Genomic DNA, 25,982 nt, shown 5'->3' with positions numbered 1-25,982 from the left:
GGGATCCACTTGAGTGAGTGAGGGACGGCGATGGGCAGGGTGCGGATCCGGATCGTGGAGACGCCGTCGCTCGGCGACCGCAGTTACCTGGTCGACGACGGACAGGTGGCGTTCGTGGTCGATCCACAGCGCGACATCGACCGGGTGCTGGAGTTGCTCGGCGACGTCCGGCTCACGCACGTCTTCGAGACGCACATCCACAACGACTACGTCACCGGCGGTCTCGCGCTGGCCCGGGCCACCGGAGCGGCGTACCTGATCAACGCCGACGACTCCGTGTCGTTCGACCGTACGCCGCTGCGCGACGGTGACACCGTCTCCATCGGCGACGGGATGCAGGTGCGCGCGATCCACACCCCCGGCCACACGTTCACCCACCTTTCGTACGCACTCACCGACAACGGCGAACCGGTCGCGGTCTTCACCGGCGGATCACTCCTCTACGGCGCGACCGGCCGGCCCGACCTGCTCGGGCCGGACCACACCGACGTGCTGGTGCACCACCAGCACCACTCCGCCCACAAACTCGCCCGCGCGCTGCCCGATGACACCGTGGTCTATCCCACCCACGGATTCGGCTCGTTCTGCTCCGCGACCCAGTCCGATGCCCAGAAATCGACCATCGGGCAGGAGAAACGCACCAACCCCGTCCTCACGCAGGACGAAGCGGACTACGTCCGCGACCTGCTCGACGGTCTCGGCGCCTGGCCGGCGTACTACGCACACATGGCCCCCGCCAACGCCGCCGGTCCCACAGCTCCCGACCTCGCGCTGCCCGAGCGCGCCGACGCCGCCGAACTGCGGCACCGGATCGAGGCCGGCGAATGGGTCGTCGACCTGCGCACCCGGACCGCGTTCGCGGCCGGTCACGCACCGGGCACCCTCAACTTCGGGCTCGACGGCGCGTTCTCGACGTATCTCGGCTGGCTGATCAGCTGGGGCGCTCCGCTGACGCTGCTCGGCGAGACCGCGGCCGACGTGGCCGAGGCCCAGCGCGAACTGGTCCGGATCGGCATCGACCGCCCCGCAGCCTACGCGACCGGCGGACCCGAGCAGTGGAGCAGCAGTACTCCGGTGTCGTTCCCGGCCGCAACGTTCGCCGACCTCGCCCAGGTCCGGCATCATCGGGACGTCGTCGTCCTCGACGTCCGCCGGGCGGAGGAACACCAGGCCGCCCGGATCGTTGGCGCGGTCAACATTCCCGTCCACGAACTGCCCCGGCGGATCGCTGAGGTGCCGCCCGGCGAGCTGTGGGTGCACTGCGCCGCCGGGTACCGGGCGTCCATCGCCGCGTCGTTCCTGCACGCGGCCGGGCGCCAACTGGTTGCCGTTGACGACCAGTTCGAGAACGCCGCGAAGACCGGCCTGACCCTCCTGGAGGAGAACCAGCATGTGCCGACCCGTCGTCTGTAAGACCTGCTCGAAGACCACCTGGGCGGGCTGCGGTCAGCACGTCGCGCAGGTCAAGGCGAGCGTCCCCGCCGACCAGTGGTGCGCCGGCCATCCCAAGTCCGAGGGCCAGAGCGGCACGTGGCTGAGCAGACTGATCGGCCGCTAGCCCCTCACGCCGGAAATCCGTGGCGCCGGCTTGACCTTGACGTAGGGTCAACCCTTCATCCTGATCGGCATGAGTGCGATTCGGGTTCAGGGACTGCAGAAGTCATATGGAAAACAGGAGGTGCTGCGTGGGGTGGATTTCGACGTGGCACCAGGGAGCATCTTCGCGTTGCTCGGGTCCAACGGCGCCGGTAAGACGACCACGATCCGGATCCTCGCGACGCTGCTGAAGGCGGACGCGGGTACGGCTGCCGTCAACGGGTTCGACGTGGCGACGCAGGCCGCGGACGTACGCCGGTCGATCAGCCTGACCGGGCAGTTCGCGGCCGTCGACGAGATCCTGACCGGGCGGGAGAACCTCGTCCTCGTCGCCAAGCTGCGGCACCTCGGGGACCCGGGTGCGACCGCGGACGAGCTGCTGGAGCGGTTCTCGCTGACGGACGCGGGTGGGCGCAAGGTAGGGACGTACTCCGGAGGTATGCGGCGACGGCTGGACATCGCGATGAGCCTGATCGGGGACTCACCGGTGATCTTCCTGGACGAACCGACCGCGGGCCTCGACCCGGAGGCGCGGATCGAGGTCTGGCAGATGGTCAAGGAGCTCGCCGGTTCCGGTACGACGGTGTTGCTGACCACGCAGTACCTCGACGAAGCCGAGCAGCTCGCGGACCGGATCGCGATCCTGCACCAGGGCCGGATCATCGCCGACGGCACGCTCGCCGAACTCAAACAGCTCTTCCCACCCGCCGAGGTCGAGTACGTCGAGAAGCAGCCCACGCTCGAGGAGATCTTCCTGGCCATCATTGGAGACCGGCGATGAACACGTACTTCTTCAGCGACACCCTCGCCCTGACCGTCCGGACGCTGCGCCACATCACCCGCAGCCTGGACACGATCATCACGACCGTACTCACCCCGGTCGCGCTGATGCTGATGTTCGTGTACGTGTTCGGCGGGGCGATCTCCACCGGGACGAAGTACATCAACTTCATGCTGCCGGGCATCCTGCTGATCACGATCGCGTCCGGCATCTCCTACACCGCGTTCCGGCTGTTCATGGATCTGAAGAGCGGAATCCTCGAACGCTTCCAGTCGATGCCGATCGCCCGGTCGGGCCTGCTCTGGGCGCACGTCGTCACGTCGATGGTCGCCAACCTGATCGCGCTCGTGATCGTCGTCGGCGTCGCGCTGCTGATGGGCTTCCGCTCCGGCGCCGGCGTCCTGGCCTGGCTCGCGGTGACCGGGATCCTGCTGCTGTCGACGCTGGCGCTGACCTGGCTCGCCGTCATCCCCGGGCTCACCGCGGGATCGGTGGAGAGCGCGGGTGCCTTCGCGTACCCGCTGATCTTCCTGCCGTTCGTGAGCTCGGCGTTCGTGCCGACGCAGACGATGCCGGGTCCGGTGCGGTGGTTCGCCGAGCACCAGCCGGTGACGTCGATCGTCAACACGATCCGCGCCCTGTTCGCCGAGCAGCCGGTCGGCAACGACATCTGGACGGCGCTGGCGTGGTGCGTCGGCGTGCTCGTCGTGGCGTACGTCCTGGCGATCCTCGCCTATCGCCGCAAGTCCGCCTGAGGCAGGCTGGATCCTATGCTCACGATCAGCCAGCTGGCGTCGTACGCCGGAGTAACGGTGCGGGCCGTCCGGCACTACCACAAGGTCGGGTTGCTGCCGGAGCCTGACCGGGACCGCTCCGGGTACCGGTCGTACAACTCGGCCGCCGTCGTCCGGCTGATCCGGATCCACACGCTGGCCGACGCCGGCGTACCGCTGGCGCGGGTGCAGGAACTGCTCGACGCGGAGCCGGAGGAGTTCGAGGACGGCGTACGGCAGATCGACAACGAGTTGCGCGCGGAGATCCGCCGGATCCAGGAGACTCGCCGGCGGCTCGCCCGCCTCGCCGCCGGCGATCACCTCGCGCTCCCGGACAGTGTGGTGGGCTACCTCGACCGGCTTCGCGAGCACGGCATCAGCGAGCGCTATATCGAGATGGAGCGGGATGCCTGGATCATGGTCGCCGCGCAGGTCCCGGACGTGATCGACGTCGCGATCGCCGCGAAGCACGAACAGCTGAACGATCCCGACACGCAGAAGCTCTACAGCCTGGTGAACAAGGCGGTGGAGAGCGAGGGCGACGACAATCTGCTGTACGAGATGGCCGACGTCCTGGAACGCGTGTACGCCCGGGCCTACGAAGCCGGCGAGCTGGGGAACGAACCGTTCGACGACAAGCTCGTCGAACTGCTCGACTCGGTCATGCTCGAGTCCGCGCCGGAGGCCGTTCGGCTGCTCCGGATCCTCGAAGAACGCGGCTGGAAAGGCTGGACCCGAATTGAACATGTCCCTACCGAAAGGCTGGGACTTCAAGGCTCGGTTAAACCCGTTCCGGGGCGCGCCGCGGCGGGTGTGGGTGACGCCCCGGACGGGTAGGGTCGAGGTGCCGGTGTCACGGTCCGTCGCGCGCCGGTTACGATGGCATATCGGTACCGAACCCGCAGCACGAATGGGAACTTCATGGCTGACTCGCAGGACGTCGACCCGGGGATGTACGAGAAGCTGAACCTGGACCGACCGCACCCTGCCCGGGTGTACGACTACTTCCTCGGCGGCAAGGACAACTTCGAGATCGACCGGCAGGCCGCCGAGCACCTGCTCAAGGCGTTCCCGGGCTTCCGTACCGCCGCTCTGTCGAACCGGATGTGGATGCACCGGGCCGCGAAGTACGCCGCCGAGCAGGGCATCACGCAGTTCCTCGACATCGGCACCGGCATCCCGACCGAGCCGAACCTGCACGAGGTCGTCCAGAAGATCATCCCGTCGGCCCACGTGGTGTACGCCGACAACGACCCGATCGTGCTCGCGCACTCGCGCGCGTTGCTGGTCAGCAAGCCGGAAGGCAAGACGGCCTACCTCGAGGCCGACGTCACCGACCCACAGGGGATCCTCGGCTCCGACGAGGTCAAGGACCTGATCGACTTCACCAAGCCGGTCGCGCTCAGCATCGTCGGCGTCTTCCACTACCTCCCGGACCACCTGCAGCCGTACGACCTGGTCCGGCAGCTGCTCGAGCCGCTCGCGCCGGGTTCGCTGCTGATCTTCTCGCACTGCACCCCGGACTTCGCTCCGGAGCTGTGGGAGCGCGCGATGGTCGTCTACAAGGCCGACGGCGGCGAGGCCCAGGTCCGCAGCAAGGAAGAGGTCACCCGCTTCTTCGACGGCACCGAGCTCATCGAGCCCGGCGTGGTGTCCCCCTTCCGCTGGTTCCCCGACGAGGAAACCCAGGCGTACGTCGACCGCGGCGAGTTCACCGACATCATGTGCAGCCTCTGGGTAGGCGTCGGCCGCAAGCCGTAGCCCTTCCTCCCCCGGCCCCATCCACCGATCGCGGTGGGTGGGGTCGTTCTGTTTCCCGGATCCGTAATGTCTTAGTATCTACGTATGCGTGCAGATACTAAGCAACTGCGGCGGGATCCGGACGAGGAGCAGGTGGCGCTGGCCGTCGAGGTGTTCCGGATGTTGTCCGATGCGACCCGGGTGCGGCTGGTGTGGGCGTTGCTGGACGGTGAGCGGCCGGTGAACGAGCTGGCCGAGGCGGTCGGGAAGTCGCCCGCCGGGGTGTCGCAGCATCTGGCCAAGCTGCGGATGGCGCGGCTGGTGCGGACCCGCAAGCAGGGCAACCAGGTCTTCTACCGGATCGAGAACTCGCATGCCGGCCAGCTGGTCGAGGACGCGATCTATCACGCCGAACACTCCGGCGGGGGCTTTCCGGAACATCACCGGGCCGCGGGTGGAGTCGCCCACGTCAGGAGCAGCCGATGAACAGCGCTGGCCATGGGCACGGACACGGTCATGGGCATGGGCACGGGCACGGTTGGCTGACGAAAGTCAGGGAGGTCTTCGTACCGCACTCGCACGACAGTGCGGACAAGGTCGACTCGGCACTCGAGGCGAGCAAGGAGGGCATGCGCTGCCTGAAGATCAGCTTCGCCGGCCTGATCCTCACCGCGCTGATCCAGACCGTGATCGTGATCTACACGAACTCGGTCGCCCTGCTCGGTGACACCCTGCACAACTACGCCGACGCGCTCACCGCGATCCCGCTCGCGATCGCGTTCGTCGTCGGCCGCCGGCTCGCCACCCGTAGTTACACGTACGGTTTCGGCCGCGCCGAGGACCTCGCCGGCATCGTCGTCGTGGTCCTGATCGCGCTGTCGTCGGCCTACGCCGGGTACGAGGCGATCATGCGCTTCATCCACCCGTCCGACGTCCGGCATGTCGGCGTACTGATCATCGCCGGCGTCGTCGGATTCCTCGGCAACGAGATCGTCGCGCAGTACCGGATCCGCACCGGCAAGCGGATCGGTTCGGCGGCGCTGATCGCCGACGGCCTGCACGCCCGTACCGATGGCTTCACCAGCCTTGCCGTCGTGCTCAGCGCGATCGGTGCGTGGCTCGGCTTCCGGCTCGCGGACCCGATCATCGGCCTGCTGATCACGGTCGCGATCCTGTTCGTACTGCGCGACGCCGCGCGCGAGGTGTACCGCCGGTTGATGGACGCGGTCGACCCGGCTCTCGTCGACCAGGCCGAGCAGGTCATCCGCGCCACGCCAGGTGTCATCGACGTCCACGGCATCCAGCTCCGCTGGCTCGGGCACAGCCTGCGCGCCGAGGCCCGGATCGCCGTCGACACCAACACCTCGCTCGTCGACGCGCACCGCCTCAGCCACCAGGTCGAACACGAACTGATTCACGGCGTACGCCGCCTCACGTCCGCCACCATCCACACCGAACCCCTGCCCACCGAGGCCGGGCAGGCCCACGAACTGGTCGCCCATCACCGCTGAGGTTCGGCTCACCTTCGTTGCCTGGGCGCCTTGTCGCCACCTACGCTGCTGATGTAACAGATGATGCGTTTTAACTGAGGTTACGCTCACCTCAGTTGCGGAGAGGACGGCCCGATGACCGCGCAGCTCGCGGAACCCGAGATCCACCACTCGCATCGCGACGTCACCGGCGGATGGTTGCGACCGGCAACGTTCGGGGTGATGGACGGACTGGTGTCGAACTTCGCGCTGGTGGCCGGCGTCGTCGGCGGCGGCGCGACCGGCAAGGTCGTACTGATGACCGGACTCGCCGGGCTGGTCGCCGGCGCATGCTCGATGGCGTCCGGCGAGTTCACCTCGGTCTCGTCGCAGACGGAGCTGATGCAGGCCGAGATCGCCGTCGAGAAACGCGAGCTCGAGATCCACCCGGTCGAGGAGGAACGCGAGCTCGCACTGATGTACGAGGCCAAGGGACTGCGTCCCGAGCTGGCCGCGGAGGTCGCGCGCGAGCTCACCGCGAACCCCGACGTCGCACTCGACGTCCACGTCCGCGAGGAGCTCGGCGTCGACCCCAACGACCTGCCCTCGCCGTGGGTCGCAGCCGGTTCGTCGTTCGCCGCCTTCGCCGTCGGCGCGCTGATCCCGCTGATCCCGTTCGTGCTCGGCGCCGGCGGCATCCTGCCCGCGCTGTTGCTGAGCGCGCTCGGCCTGGTCGTCACCGGCGGCATCGTCGGCAAGATCACCGCGCGCCCGTTCTGGTACGGCGGCGGCCGGCAACTGCTCCTCGGTGGCCTGTCGGCCGCGGTCACGTTCGCGATCGGTCTCGCCGTCGGGACCGGGCTGTCCTGATCCGACATGGCGACCACGCGACGTACGACACCGGACAGCTGGCTGATGCTGATCTACAAGGTCCCGAGCGATTCGTCGCGGGCGCGCGTCGCGGTCTGGCGGGACCTCAAGCGGCTCGGCGGGTTCTACGTACAGCAGGCGGTCTGCGTACTGCCGGATCGTGACGAGCTGCGCACCGGCCTGGAGAAGGTCCGTGCCCGGGTCACCGAGCTCGGCGGATCGAGTGTGTTCCTCACCCTCACCGACGTCGAGGACGACGTCCGCGAACAGTTCGCGGAGGGTTTCCGCAGCCAGTCGGCCAAGGAGTACGCGGAGATCGTCGAGGAGTGCGACACCAAGTTCGTCAAGGAGATCGAGTTCGAGCGGTTCCGGGAGAACTACACCTTCGAGGAGGCCGAGGAGATCCGCCAGGACCTGGAGAAGCTGCGCCGCTGGCTGGCGAAGGTCGAGGGCCGGGACTGGATGGGTGCCGAAGGCAAAGAACTCGCCCGGAGCAAGGTCGCCGACTGTGAGCAGTTGCTGGAGGAGTTCGAGGCCGACGTGTACGAGCGGACCGAGGGCCGGCCTTGACACCGGTACGCCGATGTAACTAGCGTTTCATGCAGCAGATGTTTCATCCCCCTGCGACGGGACGTGAGCGATGGACGCGGCAACCTGGGGTCTGGTCATCGCGACGTTCGCCGCGTGTTTCGTGGAGATGGTCGAGGCCACCACGATCGTGATGGCGATGGGATACACCCGCGGCTGGCGCTCGGCGATGGCCGGCACGTTCGCCGCACTCGCCGTCCTCGCGGTGGTCACTCTCGCAGCCGGCTATGCGCTGACCACGTGGCTGCCCGAGTCGGCGCTGCAACTCGTGATCGGCGGACTGCTGCTGATCTTCGGCCTGCAGTGGCTGCGCAAGGCGATCCTGAGATCGGCCGGCCGCAAGTCCGTGCACGACGAGGACGCGATCTACCGCACCGAGGCCGAGGCCGCGCAGGCCGCCGGAGAGGCCAAGGGCGGGCTCGATCTGTTCGGCTTCATGGTCTCCTTCAAGGGCGTGTTCCTCGAAGGTACCGAGGTCGTGTTCATCGTCCTCACCTTCGGCCTGAACGCGAACAACATCCCGATCGCCTCCGCCGCCGCGGCTGCCGCGGTCGTCGTCGTCCTCGCAATCGCCATCGCCCTCCGCCGCCCGCTGTCGATGATCAACGAGAACCTGCTCAAGTACGGCGTCGGCCTGTTGCTCGCGTCGTTCGGCACGTACTGGTCCGTCGAGGGCATCGGGATCTTCCGCTCGGGCCGCGAAAGCCTCGCCTGGCCCGGCCACGACCTGATGATCCTGGTCCTGATCGCTGCCTGGCTGCTGCTCAGCCGGATCTTCATCACCGCACTGCGCAAACCGGCCGTCGCCGTTCCAGTGGAGGCACAGCAATGAAGTACCTGAAGGCCTTCGGCCAGTTCTGGTACGACTTCATCATCGGCGACGACTGGAAGATCGCCGCCGCCGTGGTCACCACGCTCGCCGTCCTGGTCGCGGTCCTGCTCAGCGGCGCCTTGAGCGACACCGCCGTCACGCTGCTCGGCGCCGTACTCGTCCTCGCAGCCTTCTCCATCAGCCTGGCGATCGACGTACGAAAGAAGTAACCGCCACTGCGGGTGCTTCCGCGCGGGCGAGCGGCCAGGCGTACCCCGACAGCTCTTACGGCGTCGGAGTGTTCGACGGTGGTGGGTTCGACGACTTGGTCGGCGTCGACGACGTGGTGGGTGGTGTCGTGGTCGGCGTACGGGACGGAGACGGCGAGGAAGGCGTCTTCGTCGGGGTGCTGGTCGGCGTCGACGACGGGGTGGTGGTGGGAGTCGCGCTCGGCGTGGACGGAGTCGTCGTTGGCGTCGTGCTCGGGGTGGTGCTCGGAGTGGACGACGGGGTGTTCGTCGTACGGTGCGTCGGCTGGCTCGTCGCGGTGGTGTGGGACGGCTCCGTCGTCGGCGTGGTCGTCGGCGTACCGGTGGTCTGCTGCGGGCCGATGTCGACGGTCGGCGGGGTGCGGTCGCCGGTGTTGTGCAGCACGGCACCTGTCGTCACCGCAGCGGCGACGGCCAGCAGAGCCAGCGCGGAGATCAGGATCGGCTTGTTGGACTTCGGGGCTGGGCGCGCCGCGGGTGGCGTGGCGATCGGCCGGGTTACCACCGCGTCGGTCGGGGCCACGACCGGCGGGGCCACCAGCGGCGTCGTGGCGGCAAGACGGTCGGCGGCCGCGCGGAGGTTGGTCAGTTCCGCGGCGGTCGGGCGCGCCGCCGGGTCCTTGGCCAGCATCCGGAGCAGGAGAGCCTCGAACGGGCCCGCCAGCTCCGGCCGCAGCCGGCTCGGCGGCACCGGCTCGGTGTCGACGTGCTGGTAGAGCACTGCCGTCGGATGGTCGCCCATGAACGGCGGCCGCCCGGTGATCAGCTGATACAGCACGCAGCCGAGCGCGTACACATCCGACTCAGGCCCGCCCTTCAGACCGCGGGCGCGCTCCGGCGACAGGTAGTACGGGCTGCCGAGGATCTGCCCGGTCATCGTCAGCTCGTGCGTCTCGGCGCCCGGCAGCGCGGCGATCCCGAAGTCGGCGACCTTCACGACGCCGTCCGCGGACACCATCAGGTTGCTGGGCTTGATGTCGCGATGTACGACGTTCTCCGCATGCGCAACGGCGAGCCCCGCCGCGGCCTGCTCGACGATCTCCACCGCGCGCTCCCACGGCAGCGGCCCGTCGTCGTCGACCTCCCGGGCGACCGAACGACCCTCGACCAGCTCCATCACCAGGTAGAAGCTGTCGCCGTCCTGCCCGAAGTCGTAGACCGCGACGATGTGCGCGTCACTCAGCCGCGCGGCGGCTCGCGCCTCGCGCTGGAACCGTTCGGCGGCCGCGGGGGTGCCGTCACCGCCGGACCTGAGCATGAGTTTGACCGCGACCTCACGGCCGAGCAACTCGTCGGTGGCCCGGAAGACCTCCCCCATCCCGCCACGCCCGAGAGACGCTCCCAGCCGGTACCGCTCCGCAATCAACATCCGTCCCCGTACCCACGCAGTCCGCCAGTCCAATCTTCCACCCTACTAGTTACACAAGGCGTCACACGCCATACGCCCGGCGCCACTGCATGTTCACGACCAAACTATGATTATGGAGCCGGCAGGCAGGGTTACTGCCGGCCCGCGAACTCCGTACGGTCATTGACGTTTGAGGAAGCGGGCGGGGTCGCCCGCGGCGCTGGCGGACGAGGACAGCCACGCCTCCAGACCTTCAGGATCCCTGCGGCCGAGTTCGTCCAGGCAGTGCTGGCGTTCCATGACGATGCGGAGCCGCTGGCGGTCGGTCTTCGCGCACCGCAGTGCCTCGTAGCTCTCACGCCATTGCCGGCACAGGTCGGCCGTACTGCGTTCCGGTGCGTGCGTTCGCGCGTGCGCCGTACCGAGATGCAGCCTCGCTCGATACCACTCCACAGCCGGCGGTGAACCGGCGGCCACGAGCACGGTCAGCCAGAGCACGCTCGAACCGATCTCGACGCTCAGCCCCAGCACCAAAGTGATCGCCGCAGAACCTGCAGCGGAGGCGACGACAACCTGCGTCCTCGTCCAGCGGGCGCCGTCGGTCCTGTCAACACTGCCGTAGAAGGTCACAGCCATCGTCGCAGCGACGAGTGCGGTCAGGACTGCCAGCTCCAGGACGTCGGCAGGCAGCGTCAATCCGGCCAAGACAAGGCCGAACAGGGCGAGCACTCCGCAGAACACCCGCCAAACAGCTCGGTAGATCGCGGACCGCGGACCGCGGGTCCCCCTGCCATCGGCCGAGTGGCTACTTGCTCCCATCACCGCGCCCCCTGTTTCCCTTCGCACCGAACACGCGTTCTCGTCAGACCACGGTCCGCTGGGCTCGGCTAGCGTTCCTCGGCGGACGGCCACCGGTTCGAAATCGTCGCGATCGCCTTGTCGGCCAGTGGTATCCGCGCTCAGCCAGGTGCTCGGCGTGACTCCGCCGACCTCCGCCGACCTCCGCCTGCCGCGCTACATCATTCCGTGCGGCGGGCGGAAGTCGGTGTCGCCGGACTCCCCCAGGGCCGGACGACGTGAGGAGGCTCGTCCGGTCGCCCTGCGTCTACTCGTCACCTCGAGCCGAGCGTCGCTCCAGCTCGCGCTGCAGGCGCTGTCGATAAATCTGGAGCCGTATGTTGATCGTCTCCGGTCCACCGTCCTGCCGCCGCCGGCACTCGCCCATCTCCTCGTCCACACAGATCAGCGCTGCCACCAGCTCCTCGGTGCGCCACGAGTCGAAAAGGACCGAGTGGGCCAACCGCTCCAAGAACGCAACAGTCATCTCACCACTCCACTCCCGACCGACGAGCAGACGTGTTGCCGACCGCGATCCGCAGCACCGCCAGATCCGGATCATCGGCACGAGACACCGAGTGGTTGCGCGAGATTCTCACCAGCCGCCCCCAAGAAGATGCCATTTCAGGCGCCGGGTCCGGGGCTACCTAGTTGCGATATCGACGCTACCACTCGATCGCGTTCCACGACAGCCACGTCGACCGAGCCTGCAAAGCACTTGCCACGGGCAACCATCGCCGCCAGACACTGTCCTTCCCCGGCCCAGGCTGGTTGTACCGGCTCGCGTGCGCGGAGGCAGCCCCATGACAACGCGAGACATCGCCTTATCTGACATTCGCACGGACCCGCGGCAGAACCCTCCAGCTTGCTGGGATCCGCAGGCCGGCGAGTCGAACTGCACATCCTGAGATCACGGAACGAGCCTGCGGCCGTGGATGGTCGCGTCCTCGACCCGGACCAGGTATGGCTTCGGGCCGGTCACCCACGGCCGCAGCGGCAGCTGGGCGATTTGCGCCAGCTCGTCGGGATCCGTGACCGTACGGGCACGCCCGACCATCGTCACCGTCCAGCCGCACTGGGTGTCCGCGTCGTAGTCGTCGGCTTCGAAGCCGACCACGTCGCCTCGCAGCGCCGCCCCGAACTTCTGACCGCGCGCGGTGCGGAAGACGACCGCACCGTCGTCCATGACGAAGTTCACCAGTCGGACCGCCGGCAGACCAGCTTCGTGGAACACGAGGCGTCCCATCAAAACGGTGGCCATCAACCGCCGGCACTCGCCCTCACTCAGTGCCTCACCCAGGGCCTCACCCAGGGCCTCACCCAATGTTTCACTCGGGGCCTCGATCGGGCACTGCCCGGGTTCCGGATCGGGCAGAGCCGAAGCTGCGTTCGTCATCGCTGAACCTCCCACGTCGTAGCTTCAGAGAAGCGTCGGCGCGTACACGACCCCAGGGAGTTATGCCCCGACCTCGCCGCCGAAGGTCCCGGCCACCACAGGTCGACTTCACCGCTGGACCGGAGGCACAGAGGATCAGGTCAGGGCGAGGAAGAGCTTTTCAGGACCGCCTCGCGACACCGTCGATATCGGCGGACGGGTCCGGTGACCCCGATGCGAGGGGACCTTCGGCCCTGCCCGAAGGCGCGGGCCGGGGCTGTACTGATGGTGGACAGCGGAAGCCAGGGCAGTTGTCCGGAAAGGCATTCCCCAAGTCGCCTGCCGGACGGCCCGAACAGGTCGCTCAGCGGCGGAGACTTCCGCTGTCTTCTGGGGCGCCGGCAGGAGGGCAAATGAAGCAGACGATTCGGTTCGGCCGCATCTCGGGCGTGGAGGTCGGAGCGAACTGGTCGTTGCTCCTGCTCATCCTGCTGGTCGCCTACGGACTCGCGACCGCGGTCCTGCCCCAACTGGCCCCAGGCCACGCATCTGCCACCTACTGGGCGACCGGTCTGGTGTGCGGACTCCTGATCGCCGGCTCGCTGTTGTTGCACGAACTCGCGCATTCGGTGGTTGCGCTGCGGGCAGGGGTGCCCGTTCAGCGCATCACCTTGTGGATGCTGGGAGGAGCGAGTTCGCTCGACGGCGAGCCGGCTTCGCCGCGAACCGCGTTCTGGATCGCCGCGTCCGGCCCGCTGACAAGTCTGGGCCTGGGGGCCGGTGCCGGCGCCGGCGCATTGCTGCTGAACACGGTCGGAGCGCCGCAGCTGATCGTCACCTCGCTGTGGTGGCTGGGCGTCATGAACGTCTTCCTCGCCGCGTTCAACCTGTTGCCCGGACTTCCGCTGGACGGCGGTCGTATCCTGCGCGCGGCCCTCTGGTGGCGCTCGGGTGATCCTGATCGCGCCTCGCTCTCCGCCGGCCGGGCGGGGCAGGTGATCGGCTACCTGCTCGCGGGCCTCGGTTTCGTGCAGTGGTCGAGCGGTCGAGTCACCGGTCTCTGGCTGGTGATGGTCGGATTCTTCGTGATCACGTCGGTGACCGCCGAGACGCGCATGGTCCGGCTGCGGGTCACGCTCGGGCGAACGACCGTCGGCGCGGCCATGTCGCGGCCGACCGTGACCGCGTACGCCGCGATGCCGGTCAACCGGTTCGTCACCGAGATCGCGCCGCACACGCACGAGGCGGTGTTCCCGGTCGTCGACCTCGACGGCAACCCGACCGGGACGGTGTCGCTGCGCAGACTGGCGCGGGTTCCCGCCGTACGGCGGGCCTCGCTCAGGATCGCGGACGTGCAACGGCCGCTGGCCGACGTACCGGTCGCCCACCCCGACGACCTGCTCGCCGATCTGGTCAGCCGAATGTCACCGGCCGCCGACGAGCTGGCGCTGGTCGTCGCCCCCGGCACCCGCCTGGTCGGCGTGGTCCAGCGCCACGACGTCAGCCGGCTGGTCCGGCTCGCCACCCTCCGTCCAGCAGCCCAGCCGGCCTGAACCCTACGCGGGCCGCCGGCCCCGGTGCCAGACCCGGCGGCGTCGCAGGAGGCGGAGCATCACGGGTGCCGGCGGACGGAACCGCACGCGCGAGTCGTTGCTCAGACTTCTTTGGGTACGCACCAACCATCTGGACGCGCTCGGAATGGTTGGTGGGCACCCAAAGATGCCGGGCTGGTCGGCTCGGGGCGGTGGCGGCCGGGCGAGACGCCTTGGTGAGTCGGGACCTTCGGCTCTGATCGCGTGTACGCCGTTCGGCGTCGACTGGTGGCGTGGAGAGGTGAGGACCATGCGAGTCAGAGACCTGATGACCACGCCCGCGATCACGGTGCTCGGTGAGGCGCCGGTGAGCGAGGCACTGCGGCTGCTCGACCGGAACCAGATCACCGCGATGCCGGTCGTCGATCGCCAGGGGCGGCTGGTCGGCGTGATCAGCGAGGCGGATCTGATCCCGGACGCGTTACTGGTCCTGGACCGCGTCCCGTCGTACCCGATGCGGCTCTCGGCCGGCTATCGTCCGCGCCGCGTCGCCGAACAGATGGCCCACCTGGTGATGAGTGTCCGCGCCGACGAGGAGCTGGACGGCGCGATCGACCTGCTCCGCGAGACGATGGTGAAGAGCCTGCCGGTCGTCGACGGCGATCGGGTGGTCGGCATGATCAGCCGCAGCGACGTGATCCACTACCTCGCCGGCCGGGACGCCCGGATCCGACACGACATCATCGAACTGCTGCGGGACCGGGACCTCGACTGGCAGGTCGAGGTGGACGACGGGATCGTCCACGTGTACGGCCCGACCGGCGAGGTCGAGTGCGAACGCGCGCGGGCCGTCGCGGGCTCGGTGTCCGGCGTCATCGCCGTCCACGCCGGCTGACCCAGGCAGCAGATGGGCGTCACGCGACCGGTCGGTCCACGGTGTCGTGGCGCCCGTTCCCGAAGCCAGAGACCTTCGCCGAGGCGGGTGGGCGACGGTGTGGTTGGGTTGCGGCGCTCTCATGACGCACCGGGCCTACGCGGATGAGGGGCTCGGCCGACCGGCCAGTACGAACAGTCACACCGCGAGATCGCGGGGTCTGCGTTTCGGCTTTGCGATTCAGGTCCGCCCGGCGTTGGTCGTACTTGCTACGGGCGACCGGGTCGCGGAGTACGGCGTACGCCGCGAGGACTCGCTGGAACGCCTCACCGTCACCGCCGTCCCGGCCGCTGTCCGGGTGGAGCCGCCTGGCGAGCGTACGGAAGGCGTGATCGAGCTCGGCGCCGGTCACGGCGGCCGGGACGCCGAGGGCTTCGTACAGATCGGGTTCGAGGTGATCGTTCATCGCGGTGGAAAGGGACATGGAAGGGACGCGGCGCGGCGGCCTCGACGGTGGGACGCTGACCTCGTGGGTGGGACGTTGAACCCGTCGGGGATGCCGCGGGCCGCCACGTCGCGCGCTTCCTGGATGGAGTGTGACCGTACTTACCGATACTTACCGATACTTCAGTTCCGGAGGGCCGCGCTGCCTGGCCGGTGCGGCCGGCGTACTGGCTTCGGCGGCCGCGGGCGATGCCGCCGCCGGCAGCCGGTGCCGGCGGCGCGCGAGCGGGACCGGCCGCCGCGGCGGGCTGCGCCGCGGTCCTCGCGGACGGTCCGGCGGAGGCTCGACCCAGCTCGCCGCGATCAACTCGTCGAACTCCCGGCGCAGCAGGTCCGGGTCGTCGCACACCAGTTCGGCAAGGTCGACCGGTGTGGTGGCAACCGCCGTGCCGGCCACCACCACAGCGTCGAGGCTGTCTGCCTTCATCGGACTGTTCCCGAGTGGATCAGGCGTCGATCTGCTGCCGCTTGTCGGCGCCGCTCACCGCGATCCGCCGCGGCTTGGCCTGCTCGGCGATCGGGATCTTCAGGGTCAGGACGCCCGCGTCGTAGTGCGCCTCGATCTTGTCGGTGTCGAGTGTCTCGCCGAGGAACAACTGCCGGGAGAACACCCCGAGCGGCCGCTCCGCGACCTGCATCTCGACGTCCTCGGGAACGTCGGTCGGACGCCGCTCCGCCTTCACCGTCAGCACGTTGCGCTCGACGTCGAGCTCGATCGCATCGGGTGCGACACCCGGAAGATCGAAGGCGATCACGTACTCGTCGCCGGAACGGTACGCGTCCAGCGGCATCGGGTTGGGCCGCGACCACGTCCCCTGGCCGCCCGAACTACCGAAGAACTGCTGCGTCAGGCGGTCCAACTCCCGGAAGGGATCTGTGCGCATCAACATCGGTCCGCACCTCCTGATCGTCGACTGACTGGTGGTGTCAACACGCATTCCTGTTTTAACATGTCATCGAACCGATGACAAGCCCAGATGTCATCCTTTCAGTGACGAACAGCCAGGACGAACAGCCAAGGCGACGAACGGAGAACCTATGGACGACGGACTCGACGGCCTCGAGCTCCTGCGGACGCCCGGGGCGCTGGCCGACGCCGATGCCACGCAGTTGCTGGCCACACTCACCACGCTGCACCGGCTGCGTGCGTACTTCGATCAATGGGAGCCCCTCGTTGTCGACGCGGCCCGCAAGCGCGGCGTGACGTGGGCGGAGATCGCGCCCACGCTCGGTCTGGCCAGCCGCCAGGCCGCGGAGCGTCGTTACCTGCGGCTGAAACCGCACGCGGCCGAGGCACCCGACACCACTCGCGAGGACCGCGTGCAGGCCGCCCGCGACCGCCGCTCAGCTGATCGCGCCGTGGTCCGCTGGGCTCGCGACAACGCCGCGGCCCTGCGCCAGCTCGCTGGCCGGATCACCGCCCTGCCCTCCGACGCCACGAACCCGTCCCCGGCCGAGGCCGACGCGGTCATCGCTCACCTGCGAGAAGCACTCGGAGGCGACGACGCGGCCGACCTCATCCAGCCCCTGACGATGGCCGGCCCCAGACTCCGCGCCAGCCACCCAGGCCTGGCCGAGGAGATCACCAACCTCACCGACACGGCCGACACGATCCGTACCACCGACCGCGCCGGCCGCTCAGGGTGATACCTGCTTTCAGCTAACCGGTGAAGGTTCCGGGCAGGTACAGCGTGGTGGTCTTGCCGGTGACGATGCCGCTCGCCCATTGCATCGCGCCTACCCGGCCGGCGCCGTCGTTCTCGTTCAGGGCCAGGGAGATCGCGACCGGCCCTGCCGGTTGGGTCGTGAACCCGAGTGCCGTCCACGGCACCTTGATCCGGTACGACGTGACGCTGCCGGTGCGGGTGATCTCCGCCGAGGCGCCTGGCGTGGCCCCGGCCGTCGGACTGAAGGTGTAGACGGCCGTACCGGTCGGCAGGAGCGCGGCGCCGATCTCGGTGGAGGTCGCGTTCTCGCCGGGCAGGCCGTTGCTGATCGCGAACTGCAGGCTGTCGCCGCGCCACAGCGTGGGTGCGGTCTCGGTCTGCGAGAACACGTCGTCGGTGACGTCTGCGTTGATGGTCAGACCAGTCGTGTCGTACTGGAAGTTGGCCGTGCCCGACAGGTCTGTGGCGCCACCCCACGGGCGGCTGAAGGCGATCCAGCTCGCGTCGGTCGCGAGGTCGATGGAGCTTTGCGGAGTCGTTGCCGAGGGCACGATCGGGTCGAACGCGGTGGTGCCCTTGGCGGACACCTTGTTGCCGTCGGTCGTGGTGACGTCGACGGTGTACGCGTACGCCTTCCACGGCTGGAGCCCGGTCAGCGGTACCGAGATCGTTGCCTTCTGCCCCGGTTCGATCGACTGGCCGGCGCCGGCCGTGCCGTGCTGCCCGGCGATGGTCCAGGTCAGGTCCTGGATCGTCGCCGCGGTGCTCGCTCTGGTGTTGGTGAGCTCGACGCCGAGCGAGGTCTGCAGGTCCGTGGTGAGCTGTGGAAGCACCCGGATCCTGGTCGCCGGTTCGACGCTGGTCCACGCGACCAGACGCGCGGTCGGCTGGTGGTTCCGGGACACCGACGCCACCAGGTGGCGTGCGCCGAGGGTGTCGCTGGGCGGTACCGGGATCGTGACGGTGGTGTCCTTGCCCGGAACCACCAGCACCTGCTTGGTCTGACCGGCGATCGTCACCTCCCGCGGCCCGAGGTTGTGCGCGTTGCCCTTCAGCGTGACCGTGACGGCGGTCGGCTCCTGTGAGTTGGACGGGTCGGCGGCGGCGACCTTCAGGTCCGGCGCGGTGGTGACGGTGACGCCGGTGGCCGGGCCCTTCACGAAGACCGGGTCCTGGTCGACGGTCATCGTCACGACGCCGTTCGTCGGAGTCAGAGTGGTTTGGTGGCCGTACATATCGGTGACCTGCAGCGGGCTCGCCGTACTCAGGTTGACCGACGAGGTGCCCGTAGCGGTCGACCACAGTACGCGGGTGGTGCCGAAGCGGTACGAGTACAGCGGCGCCGCCAGGTTGTCGCGGCCGCTGTAGGTCAGTCCGCTCAGCGCGCGGATCGTCGTGGCCTTCGCCACCAGCGCGGGCTTCGGGGCCATGCCCGCGATCGGGCCGGCGGGCGCCTGCAGGAGGCCGAAGGTGGACTCCTTGTCGTCCAGGTTGGTGCCGTCGTTCAGGGCGTCGTACCAGTAGAACTGGCTGACGTTGTTCGCGATCATCAGCGCGTCGTTGCGGATCGACTTGCGGGCCTGGTCGAGCATCGAGCCGCCGTAGCTCGGCGCGGTCGGGTAGCCCTGCTCGCTGATCCAGATCGGCTTACCGGCGCCGCCGTTCGCGTCGGCCGCCGTACGCAGGCTCTGGATCTGCGTGTCCAGGTTTCCTTCCGGGCCGCCGAACGTGTAGATGTGCGCGTCGATCGTGTCCACGTAGTTCAGGCCGCCGAGCGACAGGACCTGGTCACGGAAGGAGGTGTCGCCGCTGTTCGGACCGACATCGGCCAGGACGTTCGCGTTCGGGTTGTCGGCGTGCGTCTGTTCGTACGCCGCCTTCATCAACGGCACGAAACACGCACCCGTGATGCCGCAGGCGCTGTCGTTGAAACCGGACATGTAATACTCGTTGTACGTTCCGATGTCGTTGGTCGTCCCCGCGAAATGCTTCAGCCACCAGCTCTGGTACCGGCCGTAGGCCGCGAGCCCTTCCGGAGTGCTCGGAGTATGACCGCCGTCGTAGAGCGGGTTCTTGTAGCCGGTCCCCAGCAGCGGCGTCAGGCCGTTCGCCTTCGCGTCGGCCATCATCGCGTCGTACTGCGCCGGGACCGCATAGTTGCCCGGAGCACCGGACTCGATACTGCGCCACTCCAGGCTCTCCCGGATGTGCGAGAAGCCGGCCAGCGCCAGCGTACGAATCAGGGATCCACTGAGGTCGTAGTAGTGCGCCATGTGGGTGTTCACACCCCACCTGCCGGTCGGCGACTGGGTCCCCGCGGGGAGCGGTGTAATGACGGCCAGAGTGGTACCGACGACTGTCGACCCCGCGGTCAGGCGGAGGTTGTAGAAACCAGGACCGAGGGATGCGGTGCTGATGGTTCCGTTCGTGATGTTGCCCGAGGCAACCGGTAGGTACTGGTCGTCGGTGATGCTCCAGGCAACGGACGGCGCCGTCGAGGTGAGCGTGACGTTGCCCGAGCCCTGCTGGAAGACCAGGCTCTGGTTGGTGACCGTGATGCCGGTCGTGTCCGCGAACGAGACGCTCACCGAGCTGACGCAGACCGAACTGATGACGCCACCAGGCGCATTCGCCATCAGCCGGATGTCGGCACCGTTCGCACGGTTCTGGAAGTTGACGTTCGACAACCTGAACTGGGTGCTCGACCAGGCACCGGTGCCGGGGAACGTGAACCACGGCAGCGGGGTGAACGCGGCGCTGACGCTGTCGTACTGCGCGGTGAGCTGCTGGCCCGGGGTGTCGAAGTAGTTGACCGTGAGTACGGCGTCGGTGGCGCCGGCCGGGATCCGGGCACTGTCGAGGTTCAGGTAGAGGTATTGATCCTTGGGGTCGTTACTGGTCTGCCAGCACGGCACACCGAGCCGCGTCGAGGCCGCATGCTCGGGAGTCTTGTCCGCGTCACCGGGCCACGCGGTGATCCCGTCCGCCGCCACCGGGTTGCTGAACACGATCCCCGGATCGGTCGCGGCCGCGGCCGTCGACACCAATTGCGTCGCGGTGAGCAGCCCCACGGCGACCACCGCCACGATCTTCCGAACCGTAAAAAGCATCGGCGCTCCTGACTGCGTCTACACGAGTAGACGGATAGGCGAAAGCGGTTTCGCACATCACACCTTGAGACCCGATTAGGGCAGCTGTCAACGGTTCGGCACCCAGGAAGTTCGCCCGAATGGACGCTCGTGCGCGACTTGTTGGACTCTTGTCGGCATGAAGGCCTGGTCGATCTACCCGACTCCGAGCGCGACCGAGCGCAAACTTGGACTCTGCTGCCTGGGCGCGGGCGAGCGGGAGAACAACCCCGGGCCGACGCCCGAGCGCGCCCTCGGGTGTCACGCACTGGTTTGGGTCACCGAGGGCAGCGGCCAGTTGCAGTACGGTCCGGACCGGCAGCTGTACGACGTACGCGCGCCGGCGATGCTCCGGCTGCACGCCGGCGTCCTGCACAGCTACGTACCGGCGACCCGCTGGCGGCAGGCGTGGACGTTGTTCGCCGGTCCCGCGACCGAGGCGCTCACGACCCTCGGCCATCTCGGTACCGAACCCGTCAGCCAGTACCCGGATCCACGACAGGTCGACCGCGCCTTCACCCGGCTGCTCCGGGTCAGCCGGGAGCACAACGCCGTACAGACCGCGGCCGCGTTGTTCGACCTGATCGCGCAGACCGCGCCGCAGCCGGCCGACGAGGTCGCCGGCCGGCTCGCGGAGCTCGCGTGCACGCCGATGAGCATCCAGTCGTACGCCGACCGGCTCGGCCTCACCGTCGAGGAACTGCGTGAGGTGATCCGCCGTACGACCGGCGCGACCCCGCACGAACTCGTCCTGAACACCCGGCTCAGTACCGCGAAGGTCCTACTCGCGGAGGAAGACCTCCCGGTGGCGGCCGTCGCCCGCCGGGTCGGCTACGACGACCCCGCCTACTTCACCCGGCTGTTCACCAGCCGCGTCGGCATGTCCCCGATCGCCTTCCGCCGCTCCTCCTACACGTAAACCTTGGGCAGGTACGGTCCGACCGCGCGCCGCGCCATCGCGACGTACTCGTCCTTCTCCCCCACCGGGGCCACGTAGTGCATGGCGTCGTCGGCAGCCTCGACGCTGTGCAGCCTGGCGATCGTCCACGCAGCCAGGTAGGACGACGCAAGGCAGCCGCCCGCGGTCGCAATGTTGCCGCGGGCAAAGAACGGCTGGTTCAGGACCTCGACACCGGCCGCGAGGACCCACGGTTTCGAGACGAGGTCGGTGCAGGCAGGGACTCCGTCCAGGTGGCCGAGCTTGGCCAGGACCAGCGTTCCGGAACACTGCGCGGCCAGCAGTTGCCGGTCCGGATCGAGCCGGGCCAGCGTCGCCATGACGCCCGGGTCCTCGACGACCTCGCGGGTCTTCCGGCCGCTCCCGACGATCACCGCGTCGGCCTCGCAGGCCTCGTCGAGGTCGATCATCGCGTCGAGGGTGACGCCGTTCATCGACCGGACCCGTGGCGCCGGGCTCGCGATCGACACCCGCCGGCCGGGTGCGCTCACCCGGTTCAGGATGCCGAGGGCGATCAGCGAGTCGAGTTCGTTGTAGCCGTCGAAGGTCAGGATCGCGGTGTGCATGCGGCCAGGCTAGGAGCGCCGATGCATGACAGTCGAAGAATTGTCATGGATACAATCGGCGCCATGCGGATCCCCCGGTACCGGCAGGTCGTCGACGTCCTCGCGGCCGACCTCCGCGCCGGGCGCTGGCCGGCCGGAACCCGGCTGCCGACCCACCGCGAACTCGCCGCGCGCGAGGGCATCGCCCTGGTCACCGCGTCCCGGGTGTACGCCGAACTCGAAGCGCTCGGCCTGGTGACCGGAGAGCAGGGCCGGGGTACGTTCGTCCGCGATGCCACGCTCTTGTCCGGCCAGGGAATCGACCAGGAGCTGGTGGCGGCCGGCAACGTCGACCTCAGGTTCAACTATCCGTCGGTCCCGGGCCAGGGGGACCTGCTGCGGCAGGCACTGCGCGAGCTCGCAGGCGCCGGTGACATCGACTCGTTGCTGCAGTACCAGCCGCATCGAGGGCGGGCCGGCGACCGGGCCGCGCTCGCTCGCCACGTCGAGCGTCGTGGGCTGAGCGTTGACGCCGATCAGATCCTCGTCGTCAGCGGAGCCCAGCACGGCCTGGCCGTGACAGCGATGGCCACCCTCCGGCGGGGCGACGTGGTCGCGGTGGATGCACTGACCTACCCGGGCTTCAAAGTGCTCGCCGACGCGCTCGGGCTGGAGTTGGCCGCCCTGCCTGCGACCGAGTACGGTCCCGATCTCGACGCGCTCGAGCAGCTCTGCAAGCAACGACCGGTACGCGCCGTCTACTCGATGCCGACGATGCACAACCCGTTGGGTTGGGTACTGCGTACCGCCGAGCGCGACCGGCTCGTCGCGATCGCGCGCCGCCACGACCTGCTCATCATCGAGGACGCGGCCTACGCATACCTGGCCGACCCCAGCCCTCCCCCACTCGCGGCCATGGCACCGGAGACGACCATCTACGTCTCCAGCTTGTCCAAGAGCGTCGGCACCGGACTCCGCGTCGGCTTCGTGGCCGCACCCCACGAGTACGTCGCGACGATCGAGCGCGCCGTCCGAGCCACGACCTGGAACACTCCGGCGGTGCTGACCGAGATCGCTCGCCGCTGGCTCGAGGACGGAACGGTCGACCGCCTCGAGACCCAGAAGCGAACGGACGCCACGCTGCGGCAGGCCATCGCCCGCGAGGTCCTCGACGGTCTACCGGTCGTCGGCGATCCGTCGTCGTACCTGCTCTGGCTGCCGCTGGCCGAGGACGCCCGGGCGGATCGCATCGCGGCGGCCCTGCACCGGCAACGCATCTCCGTCTCCACCGCCGAACCGTTCGCGACCACGACCCACGTACCGCAGGCCCTCCGCCTCGCCCTCGGCTCGATCGGCCCGGCCGAGCTCCGCGAAACCCTCCAGCACGTCCGGCAGGCGGTCGAAGAGGATCCGTACGTCTGACTCTCCTGCGCGGTCTCCGTCACTGCTTCCCAGCGTTGGGGATGGTGATTCGGGCGAGTTGGATGCGGGAGTCGATGTCGAGCTTCCGGAAGATGTGGCGCAGGTGGTAGTCGACCGTGTGCGGGGAGAGGAACAGCTTCGCCGCTGCTTCGCGGTTCGTGAGCCCGGCCGCGACCAGTTCGGCGACACTGCGCTCGGAATCGGTCAGGCGCGCCCACGACGTTCCGGTACCGGCGGCCGGCGGATCGGGCGGCTCCAGCGGCTCGGGCGGCGCGAACCGGATGATCGCGCCGACGAGTTCCGGGCCGTCGTGGATCGGCTCGTACGCTGCGCGCGTCGGCCCGGCCGGCAGCCGCAGGACGCCGGGAGCTGTGACGCCGGCGCGTTGCCGTGCCCAGGACCAGAGTGTCTCGCGGTCCGTCGAGGCGACGATCCGGCTCCCGGCCGCGTTGACGTACAGGGTGCTGCCGTCGACGGCGGCGATCGGGCCCCGGGTCCGGCGGCGAGCCTGCAGGAAGGTCTCGTACAGGGCGGTCGACCGCGATCCGGCTTCGTCCAGCAGGCGTTGCTGCGTCTCGTGGACGATCCGGCCGACCAGGGCGCCCATGAGTTGCCACGGAGCGGGCTCGGCGACGGTCAGGTTGACGACACCGAGAACCTGCCCGGTGAACGGGTCCAGCACCGCTCGCGAGGAACACGTGATCCGGGTGAACGCGTCGGCGTAGTGCTCGAAGCCGCGGACGAGCGAGGCACCACGGGTTCTCGCCGCCAGGCCGATCGAGTTCGTACCGACAACGGCCTCGTCGCAGAAGAATCCCGGCGCGGCTCCGACCGCGTCCATCTGCAGCGCCGTCCGCGCGGTCCGCGTCCACCGCTGGACGACATGGACCCTCCGGTCGGTCAGCAGCAGCGCACAGCGCAGGTCCGGCAGGTCCGCGCTCACGGCGGTCATCGCCGGCCCGGCCGCCCACTGCAACCTGCTGTCGTCGTCGATGTCCGCGTCGTACGGCGGATGGATCGATCCGGGATGCAGACCCGCCGCGGCCGACCGGCGCCAGGAGTCCAGCACCGCGGGGCTGACGTTCTCGTTCCGGAAAGGACCGCTCTCGACACGGTCGAGAACCAGTTGAAGCGCACGTTCCATCCCACCCCCCTCTCTCCCCAGGTCGAGCCTCCCAGTTCCGTCGGCCGAACAGCAAGGAACTACGCATTTACGTGGGGCGCCGGACCTGCCGCGGAACCTAGCCTGGCGCCGTGGAGCTGAATCTCACCGGCAAGGTCGCGCTGGTCACTGGGGCGAGCAAGGGCATCGGACTGGCGATCGCGCGCGGGCTCGCGGAGGAAGGGGCGTTCGTGGTCGCGGGGTCGCTTCGGGGCAGCCCGGAACTTGACCTGCTCGCGGAACGCTGGCGGCTGCATCCGGTCCGGGTGGACCTCACCACCGAGACCGGTCCGGCGGCACTCGTCGCCGAGGCGATCACGCAGTACGAACAACTCGACATCGTGGTCAACAACGTCGGCGCGGTCCGCCCGCGGCCCGACGGGTACTTGTCGGTGACCGATCAGGACTGGTCGGACGTCTTCGCGATCAACTTCTTCGCCGCGGTCCGCACGATGCGGGCGGCGCTCCCGCACCTGATCCGGCGGTCCCGGTCCTCGATCGTCACGGTCAGTTCGGTCAACTCGTTCCTGCCCGACCCGCTCGTCATCGACTACAGCGCCGCCAAGGGTGCGCTCGCCAATCTCTGCAAGTCGCTGTCGAAGGAGTTCGGCCCGCAGGGCGTACGGGTCAACACCGTCAGTCCAGGACCGGTGGCGACCGACCTCTGGCTGGGCAAGGACGGTGTCGCGGCGACCCTGGCGAAGGTGCAGGGCACCCAGGCCGCGGACATCCAGGCCGGCGCGGCGGCGCAGAGCGTCACCGGCCGCTTCACCCGGCCGGACGAGGTCGCGGATCTCGTCCTGCTGCTGGCTAGTGAGCGTTCCGCCAACGTCACCGGCGCCGATTTCGTGATCGACGGCGGACTCGTCACCACCATCTGAACCACCTGAATCACCCCGACAAAGGAGTACTGCGATGCCGAGGCCGGTCGTCTTCATTCATGGACTGTGGTTGCACGCCACCAGCTGGCAACCGTGGATCGAGCACTTCACCGCGGCCGGCTACCAACCGGTCGCGCCCGGCTGGCCGCACGAGGCCCCGACGGTCGAGGAGGCCCGGGCGAACCCGGACGCGGTCGCCGACCTGAGCATCGACGACGTGACCGACCACTACGCCGCGATCGTCGCCGAACTCGACGATCCGGTGCTGATCGGTCACTCCTTCGGTGGGCTGTTCGCCGAGAAGCTCCTCGGCCAGGGGCACGGCGCGGCGGCCGTCGCGATCGACCCGGCCCAGATCAAGGGCGTCCTGCCGCTCCCACTCGCACAGCTCCGCTCCGGGCTCCCGGCGCTCGGCAACCCGGCCAACCTGCACCGCTCGGTGACGCTGACCGAGAAGGAATTCCGGTACGGCTTCGGCAACGCCGTCAGCGAGGAGGAGTCCGCCGAGCTCTTCCAGCGCTGGACGATCCCGTCCCCGGCCCGCCCGCTCTTCCAGGCCGCCGCCGCGAACTTCGTCATGCATGCGCAGGCCGCGGTCGACACCGCGAACAGCGAACGCGGCCCGCTCCTGCTCATCTCCGGCACCGCCGACCACACCGTCCCCGACGTCGTCACCAGATCCACGTTCAAGCAGTACCGCGACTCCACCGCCGTCACCGAACTGAAGCAGTTCGAAGGCCGCGGCCACTCCCTCACCATCGACAACGGCTGGCAAGACATCGCCAACGCAACCCTCGACTGGCTCAAGAACCACAACCTCCCCGGCTAACTGTCGGTGCCACCCGGTAGAGC

29 protein-coding genes are annotated in these 25,982 nt (G+C 68.7%); 19 read left to right on the top strand and 10 right to left on the bottom strand.

The genetic code is table 11. From position 1 onward, the window contains the following. The first annotated feature begins 30 nt into the window (after positions 1–30). From ACZ5BU_RS22370 to ACZ5BU_RS22315, 12 genes are all read left to right on the top strand, one after another. On the top strand, positions 31–1,413 hold the full coding sequence (locus tag ACZ5BU_RS22370; RefSeq protein ID WP_465701689.1) for a rhodanese-like domain-containing protein: 1,383 nt from the start codon (positions 31–33) through the stop codon (positions 1,411–1,413). Continuing rightward, positions 1,391–1,558 carry a hypothetical protein gene (locus tag ACZ5BU_RS22365; protein ID WP_465701687.1) on the top strand — a complete coding sequence of 56 codons (168 nt, stop codon included), beginning with the start codon at positions 1,391–1,393 and terminating at the stop codon, positions 1,556–1,558. Before ACZ5BU_RS22370 ends, ACZ5BU_RS22365 begins: the two co-directional genes overlap by 23 nt. 69 nt (positions 1,559–1,627) lie before the next feature. Then, entirely contained in the window at positions 1,628–2,377 is a 750-nt protein-coding gene (locus ACZ5BU_RS22360; protein WP_465701685.1) for an ABC transporter ATP-binding protein, read from the top strand. Beyond that, positions 2,374–3,132, top strand: coding sequence for an ABC transporter permease (locus ACZ5BU_RS22355; RefSeq protein WP_465701683.1), 759 nt, complete (start codon positions 2,374–2,376; stop codon positions 3,130–3,132). Before ACZ5BU_RS22360 ends, ACZ5BU_RS22355 begins: the two co-directional genes overlap by 4 nt. 15 nt (positions 3,133–3,147) lie before the next feature. Beyond that, entirely contained in the window at positions 3,148–3,987 is an 840-nt protein-coding gene (locus ACZ5BU_RS22350) for a MerR family transcriptional regulator (protein WP_465701681.1), read from the top strand. An 84-nt stretch (positions 3,988–4,071) separates the two neighbouring features. After that, on the top strand, positions 4,072–4,911 hold the full coding sequence (locus ACZ5BU_RS22345; protein ID WP_465701679.1) for an SAM-dependent methyltransferase: 840 nt from the start codon (positions 4,072–4,074) through the stop codon (positions 4,909–4,911). Between the two features lie 84 nt (positions 4,912–4,995). Next, entirely contained in the window at positions 4,996–5,376 is a 381-nt protein-coding gene (locus ACZ5BU_RS22340) for an ArsR/SmtB family transcription factor (RefSeq protein WP_465701677.1), read from the top strand. Next, a complete protein-coding gene (locus tag ACZ5BU_RS22335; protein ID WP_465701675.1) occupies positions 5,373–6,401 on the top strand; it encodes a cation diffusion facilitator family transporter in 1,029 nt (342 codons plus the stop codon). Before ACZ5BU_RS22340 ends, ACZ5BU_RS22335 begins: the two co-directional genes overlap by 4 nt. A gap of 114 nt (positions 6,402–6,515) precedes the next feature. After that, positions 6,516–7,229, top strand: a complete 714-nt coding sequence (locus tag ACZ5BU_RS22330) for a VIT1/CCC1 transporter family protein (protein WP_465701674.1) — start codon at positions 6,516–6,518, stop codon at positions 7,227–7,229. Positions 7,230–7,235: 6 nt separating this feature from the next. Continuing rightward, positions 7,236–7,799 carry a Chromate resistance protein ChrB gene (locus ACZ5BU_RS22325; RefSeq protein ID WP_465701672.1) on the top strand — a complete coding sequence of 188 codons (564 nt, stop codon included), beginning with the start codon at positions 7,236–7,238 and terminating at the stop codon, positions 7,797–7,799. A gap of 70 nt (positions 7,800–7,869) precedes the next feature. Further along, positions 7,870–8,649 carry a COG4280 domain-containing protein gene (locus ACZ5BU_RS22320; RefSeq protein WP_465701670.1) on the top strand — a complete coding sequence of 260 codons (780 nt, stop codon included), beginning with the start codon at positions 7,870–7,872 and terminating at the stop codon, positions 8,647–8,649. Further along, positions 8,646–8,858 carry a hypothetical protein gene (locus ACZ5BU_RS22315; RefSeq protein WP_465701668.1) on the top strand — a complete coding sequence of 71 codons (213 nt, stop codon included), beginning with the start codon at positions 8,646–8,648 and terminating at the stop codon, positions 8,856–8,858. Before ACZ5BU_RS22320 ends, ACZ5BU_RS22315 begins: the two co-directional genes overlap by 4 nt. Before the next feature lie 55 nt (positions 8,859–8,913). Here ACZ5BU_RS22315 and ACZ5BU_RS22310 read toward each other — a convergent pair whose 3' ends face one another. The 4 genes from ACZ5BU_RS22310 to ACZ5BU_RS22295 all read right to left on the bottom strand — a co-directional run bounded on the left by ACZ5BU_RS22310 (position 8,914) and on the right by ACZ5BU_RS22295 (position 12,478). Continuing rightward, a complete protein-coding gene (locus ACZ5BU_RS22310) occupies positions 8,914–10,266 on the bottom strand; it encodes a serine/threonine-protein kinase (protein WP_465701666.1) in 1,353 nt (450 codons plus the stop codon). Between the two features lie 159 nt (positions 10,267–10,425). Next, positions 10,426–11,064, bottom strand: a complete 639-nt coding sequence (locus tag ACZ5BU_RS22305; RefSeq protein WP_465701665.1) for a hypothetical protein — start codon at positions 11,062–11,064, stop codon at positions 10,426–10,428. Positions 11,065–11,350: 286 nt separating this feature from the next. After that, the gene (locus ACZ5BU_RS22300) at positions 11,351–11,569 is read right to left on the bottom strand and encodes a hypothetical protein (protein WP_465701663.1); all 219 of its coding nucleotides are present in this window, start codon (positions 11,567–11,569) and stop codon (positions 11,351–11,353) included. A gap of 423 nt (positions 11,570–11,992) precedes the next feature. Then, positions 11,993–12,478, bottom strand: a complete 486-nt coding sequence (locus ACZ5BU_RS22295) for a pyridoxamine 5'-phosphate oxidase family protein (protein WP_465701661.1) — start codon at positions 12,476–12,478, stop codon at positions 11,993–11,995. Positions 12,479–12,870: 392 nt separating this feature from the next. Between ACZ5BU_RS22295 and ACZ5BU_RS22290 the strand changes: the two genes are divergently transcribed. Continuing rightward, positions 12,871–14,010: a site-2 protease family protein gene (locus tag ACZ5BU_RS22290; protein WP_465701660.1), complete on the top strand. Its 1,140-nt coding sequence runs from the start codon at positions 12,871–12,873 to the stop codon at positions 14,008–14,010. 289 nt (positions 14,011–14,299) lie between these two features. Beyond that, positions 14,300–14,884 (top strand): CBS domain-containing protein, encoded by a 585-nt coding sequence (locus ACZ5BU_RS22285; RefSeq protein ID WP_465701658.1) that lies wholly within the window; start codon positions 14,300–14,302, stop codon positions 14,882–14,884. 19 nt (positions 14,885–14,903) lie between these two features. Here the strand turns inward: ACZ5BU_RS22285 and ACZ5BU_RS22280 are convergent, their stop codons facing one another. The 3 genes from ACZ5BU_RS22280 to ACZ5BU_RS22270 all read right to left on the bottom strand — a co-directional run bounded on the left by ACZ5BU_RS22280 (position 14,904) and on the right by ACZ5BU_RS22270 (position 16,257). Next, on the bottom strand, positions 14,904–15,347 hold the full coding sequence (locus tag ACZ5BU_RS22280) for a J domain-containing protein (protein ID WP_465701656.1): 444 nt from the start codon (positions 15,345–15,347) through the stop codon (positions 14,904–14,906). Positions 15,348–15,479: 132 nt separating this feature from the next. Then, complete coding sequence (locus ACZ5BU_RS22275; RefSeq protein WP_465701655.1) at positions 15,480–15,794, bottom strand: hypothetical protein; 315 nt, start codon at positions 15,792–15,794, stop codon at positions 15,480–15,482. A gap of 19 nt (positions 15,795–15,813) precedes the next feature. Beyond that, positions 15,814–16,257: an Hsp20/alpha crystallin family protein gene (locus ACZ5BU_RS22270; RefSeq protein WP_465701654.1), complete on the bottom strand. Its 444-nt coding sequence runs from the start codon at positions 16,255–16,257 to the stop codon at positions 15,814–15,816. 148 nt (positions 16,258–16,405) lie between these two features. On the opposite strand from ACZ5BU_RS22270, the gene ACZ5BU_RS22265 reads away from it, so the two are divergent. Beyond that, the gene (locus ACZ5BU_RS22265) at positions 16,406–17,014 is read left to right on the top strand and encodes a hypothetical protein (protein WP_465701652.1); all 609 of its coding nucleotides are present in this window, start codon (positions 16,406–16,408) and stop codon (positions 17,012–17,014) included. Between the two features lie 13 nt (positions 17,015–17,027). On the opposite strand, the gene ACZ5BU_RS22260 is transcribed toward ACZ5BU_RS22265, so the two are convergent. Further along, positions 17,028–20,144 carry a sugar-binding protein gene (locus tag ACZ5BU_RS22260; RefSeq protein WP_465701651.1) on the bottom strand — a complete coding sequence of 1,039 codons (3,117 nt, stop codon included), beginning with the start codon at positions 20,142–20,144 and terminating at the stop codon, positions 17,028–17,030. A 157-nt stretch (positions 20,145–20,301) separates the two neighbouring features. On the opposite strand from ACZ5BU_RS22260, the gene ACZ5BU_RS22255 reads away from it, so the two are divergent. After that, positions 20,302–21,081, top strand: coding sequence for a helix-turn-helix domain-containing protein (locus ACZ5BU_RS22255; protein ID WP_465701650.1), 780 nt, complete (start codon positions 20,302–20,304; stop codon positions 21,079–21,081). Here the strand turns inward: ACZ5BU_RS22255 and ACZ5BU_RS22250 are convergent. After that, positions 21,072–21,686 (bottom strand): DJ-1/PfpI family protein, encoded by a 615-nt coding sequence (locus tag ACZ5BU_RS22250; RefSeq protein ID WP_465701648.1) that lies wholly within the window; start codon positions 21,684–21,686, stop codon positions 21,072–21,074. The genes ACZ5BU_RS22255 and ACZ5BU_RS22250 overlap by 10 nt on opposite strands. Positions 21,687–21,749: 63 nt before the next feature. Here ACZ5BU_RS22250 and ACZ5BU_RS22245 point away from each other — a divergent pair, with 63 nt between their 5' ends. After that, positions 21,750–23,087 carry an aminotransferase-like domain-containing protein gene (locus tag ACZ5BU_RS22245; protein ID WP_465701646.1) on the top strand — a complete coding sequence of 446 codons (1,338 nt, stop codon included), beginning with the start codon at positions 21,750–21,752 and terminating at the stop codon, positions 23,085–23,087. A 19-nt stretch (positions 23,088–23,106) separates the two neighbouring features. Here ACZ5BU_RS22245 and ACZ5BU_RS22240 read toward each other — a convergent pair whose 3' ends face one another. Then, positions 23,107–24,231: a LuxR C-terminal-related transcriptional regulator gene (locus ACZ5BU_RS22240; protein ID WP_465701644.1), complete on the bottom strand. Its 1,125-nt coding sequence runs from the start codon at positions 24,229–24,231 to the stop codon at positions 23,107–23,109. Positions 24,232–24,341: 110 nt separating this feature from the next. Between ACZ5BU_RS22240 and ACZ5BU_RS22235 the strand changes: the two genes are divergently transcribed. Continuing rightward, entirely contained in the window at positions 24,342–25,130 is a 789-nt protein-coding gene (locus tag ACZ5BU_RS22235; RefSeq protein ID WP_465701642.1) for an SDR family NAD(P)-dependent oxidoreductase, read from the top strand. A 34-nt stretch (positions 25,131–25,164) separates the two neighbouring features. Then, the gene (locus tag ACZ5BU_RS22230; RefSeq protein WP_465701640.1) at positions 25,165–25,959 is read left to right on the top strand and encodes an alpha/beta hydrolase; all 795 of its coding nucleotides are present in this window, start codon (positions 25,165–25,167) and stop codon (positions 25,957–25,959) included. Positions 25,960–25,982 lie beyond the last annotated feature (23 nt).

Source organism: Kribbella sp. NPDC031520, from assembly GCF_055580825.1.
Note: the sequence above shows the minus strand (reverse complement) of the source record. Positions and strands in the feature narration are given on the sequence as shown.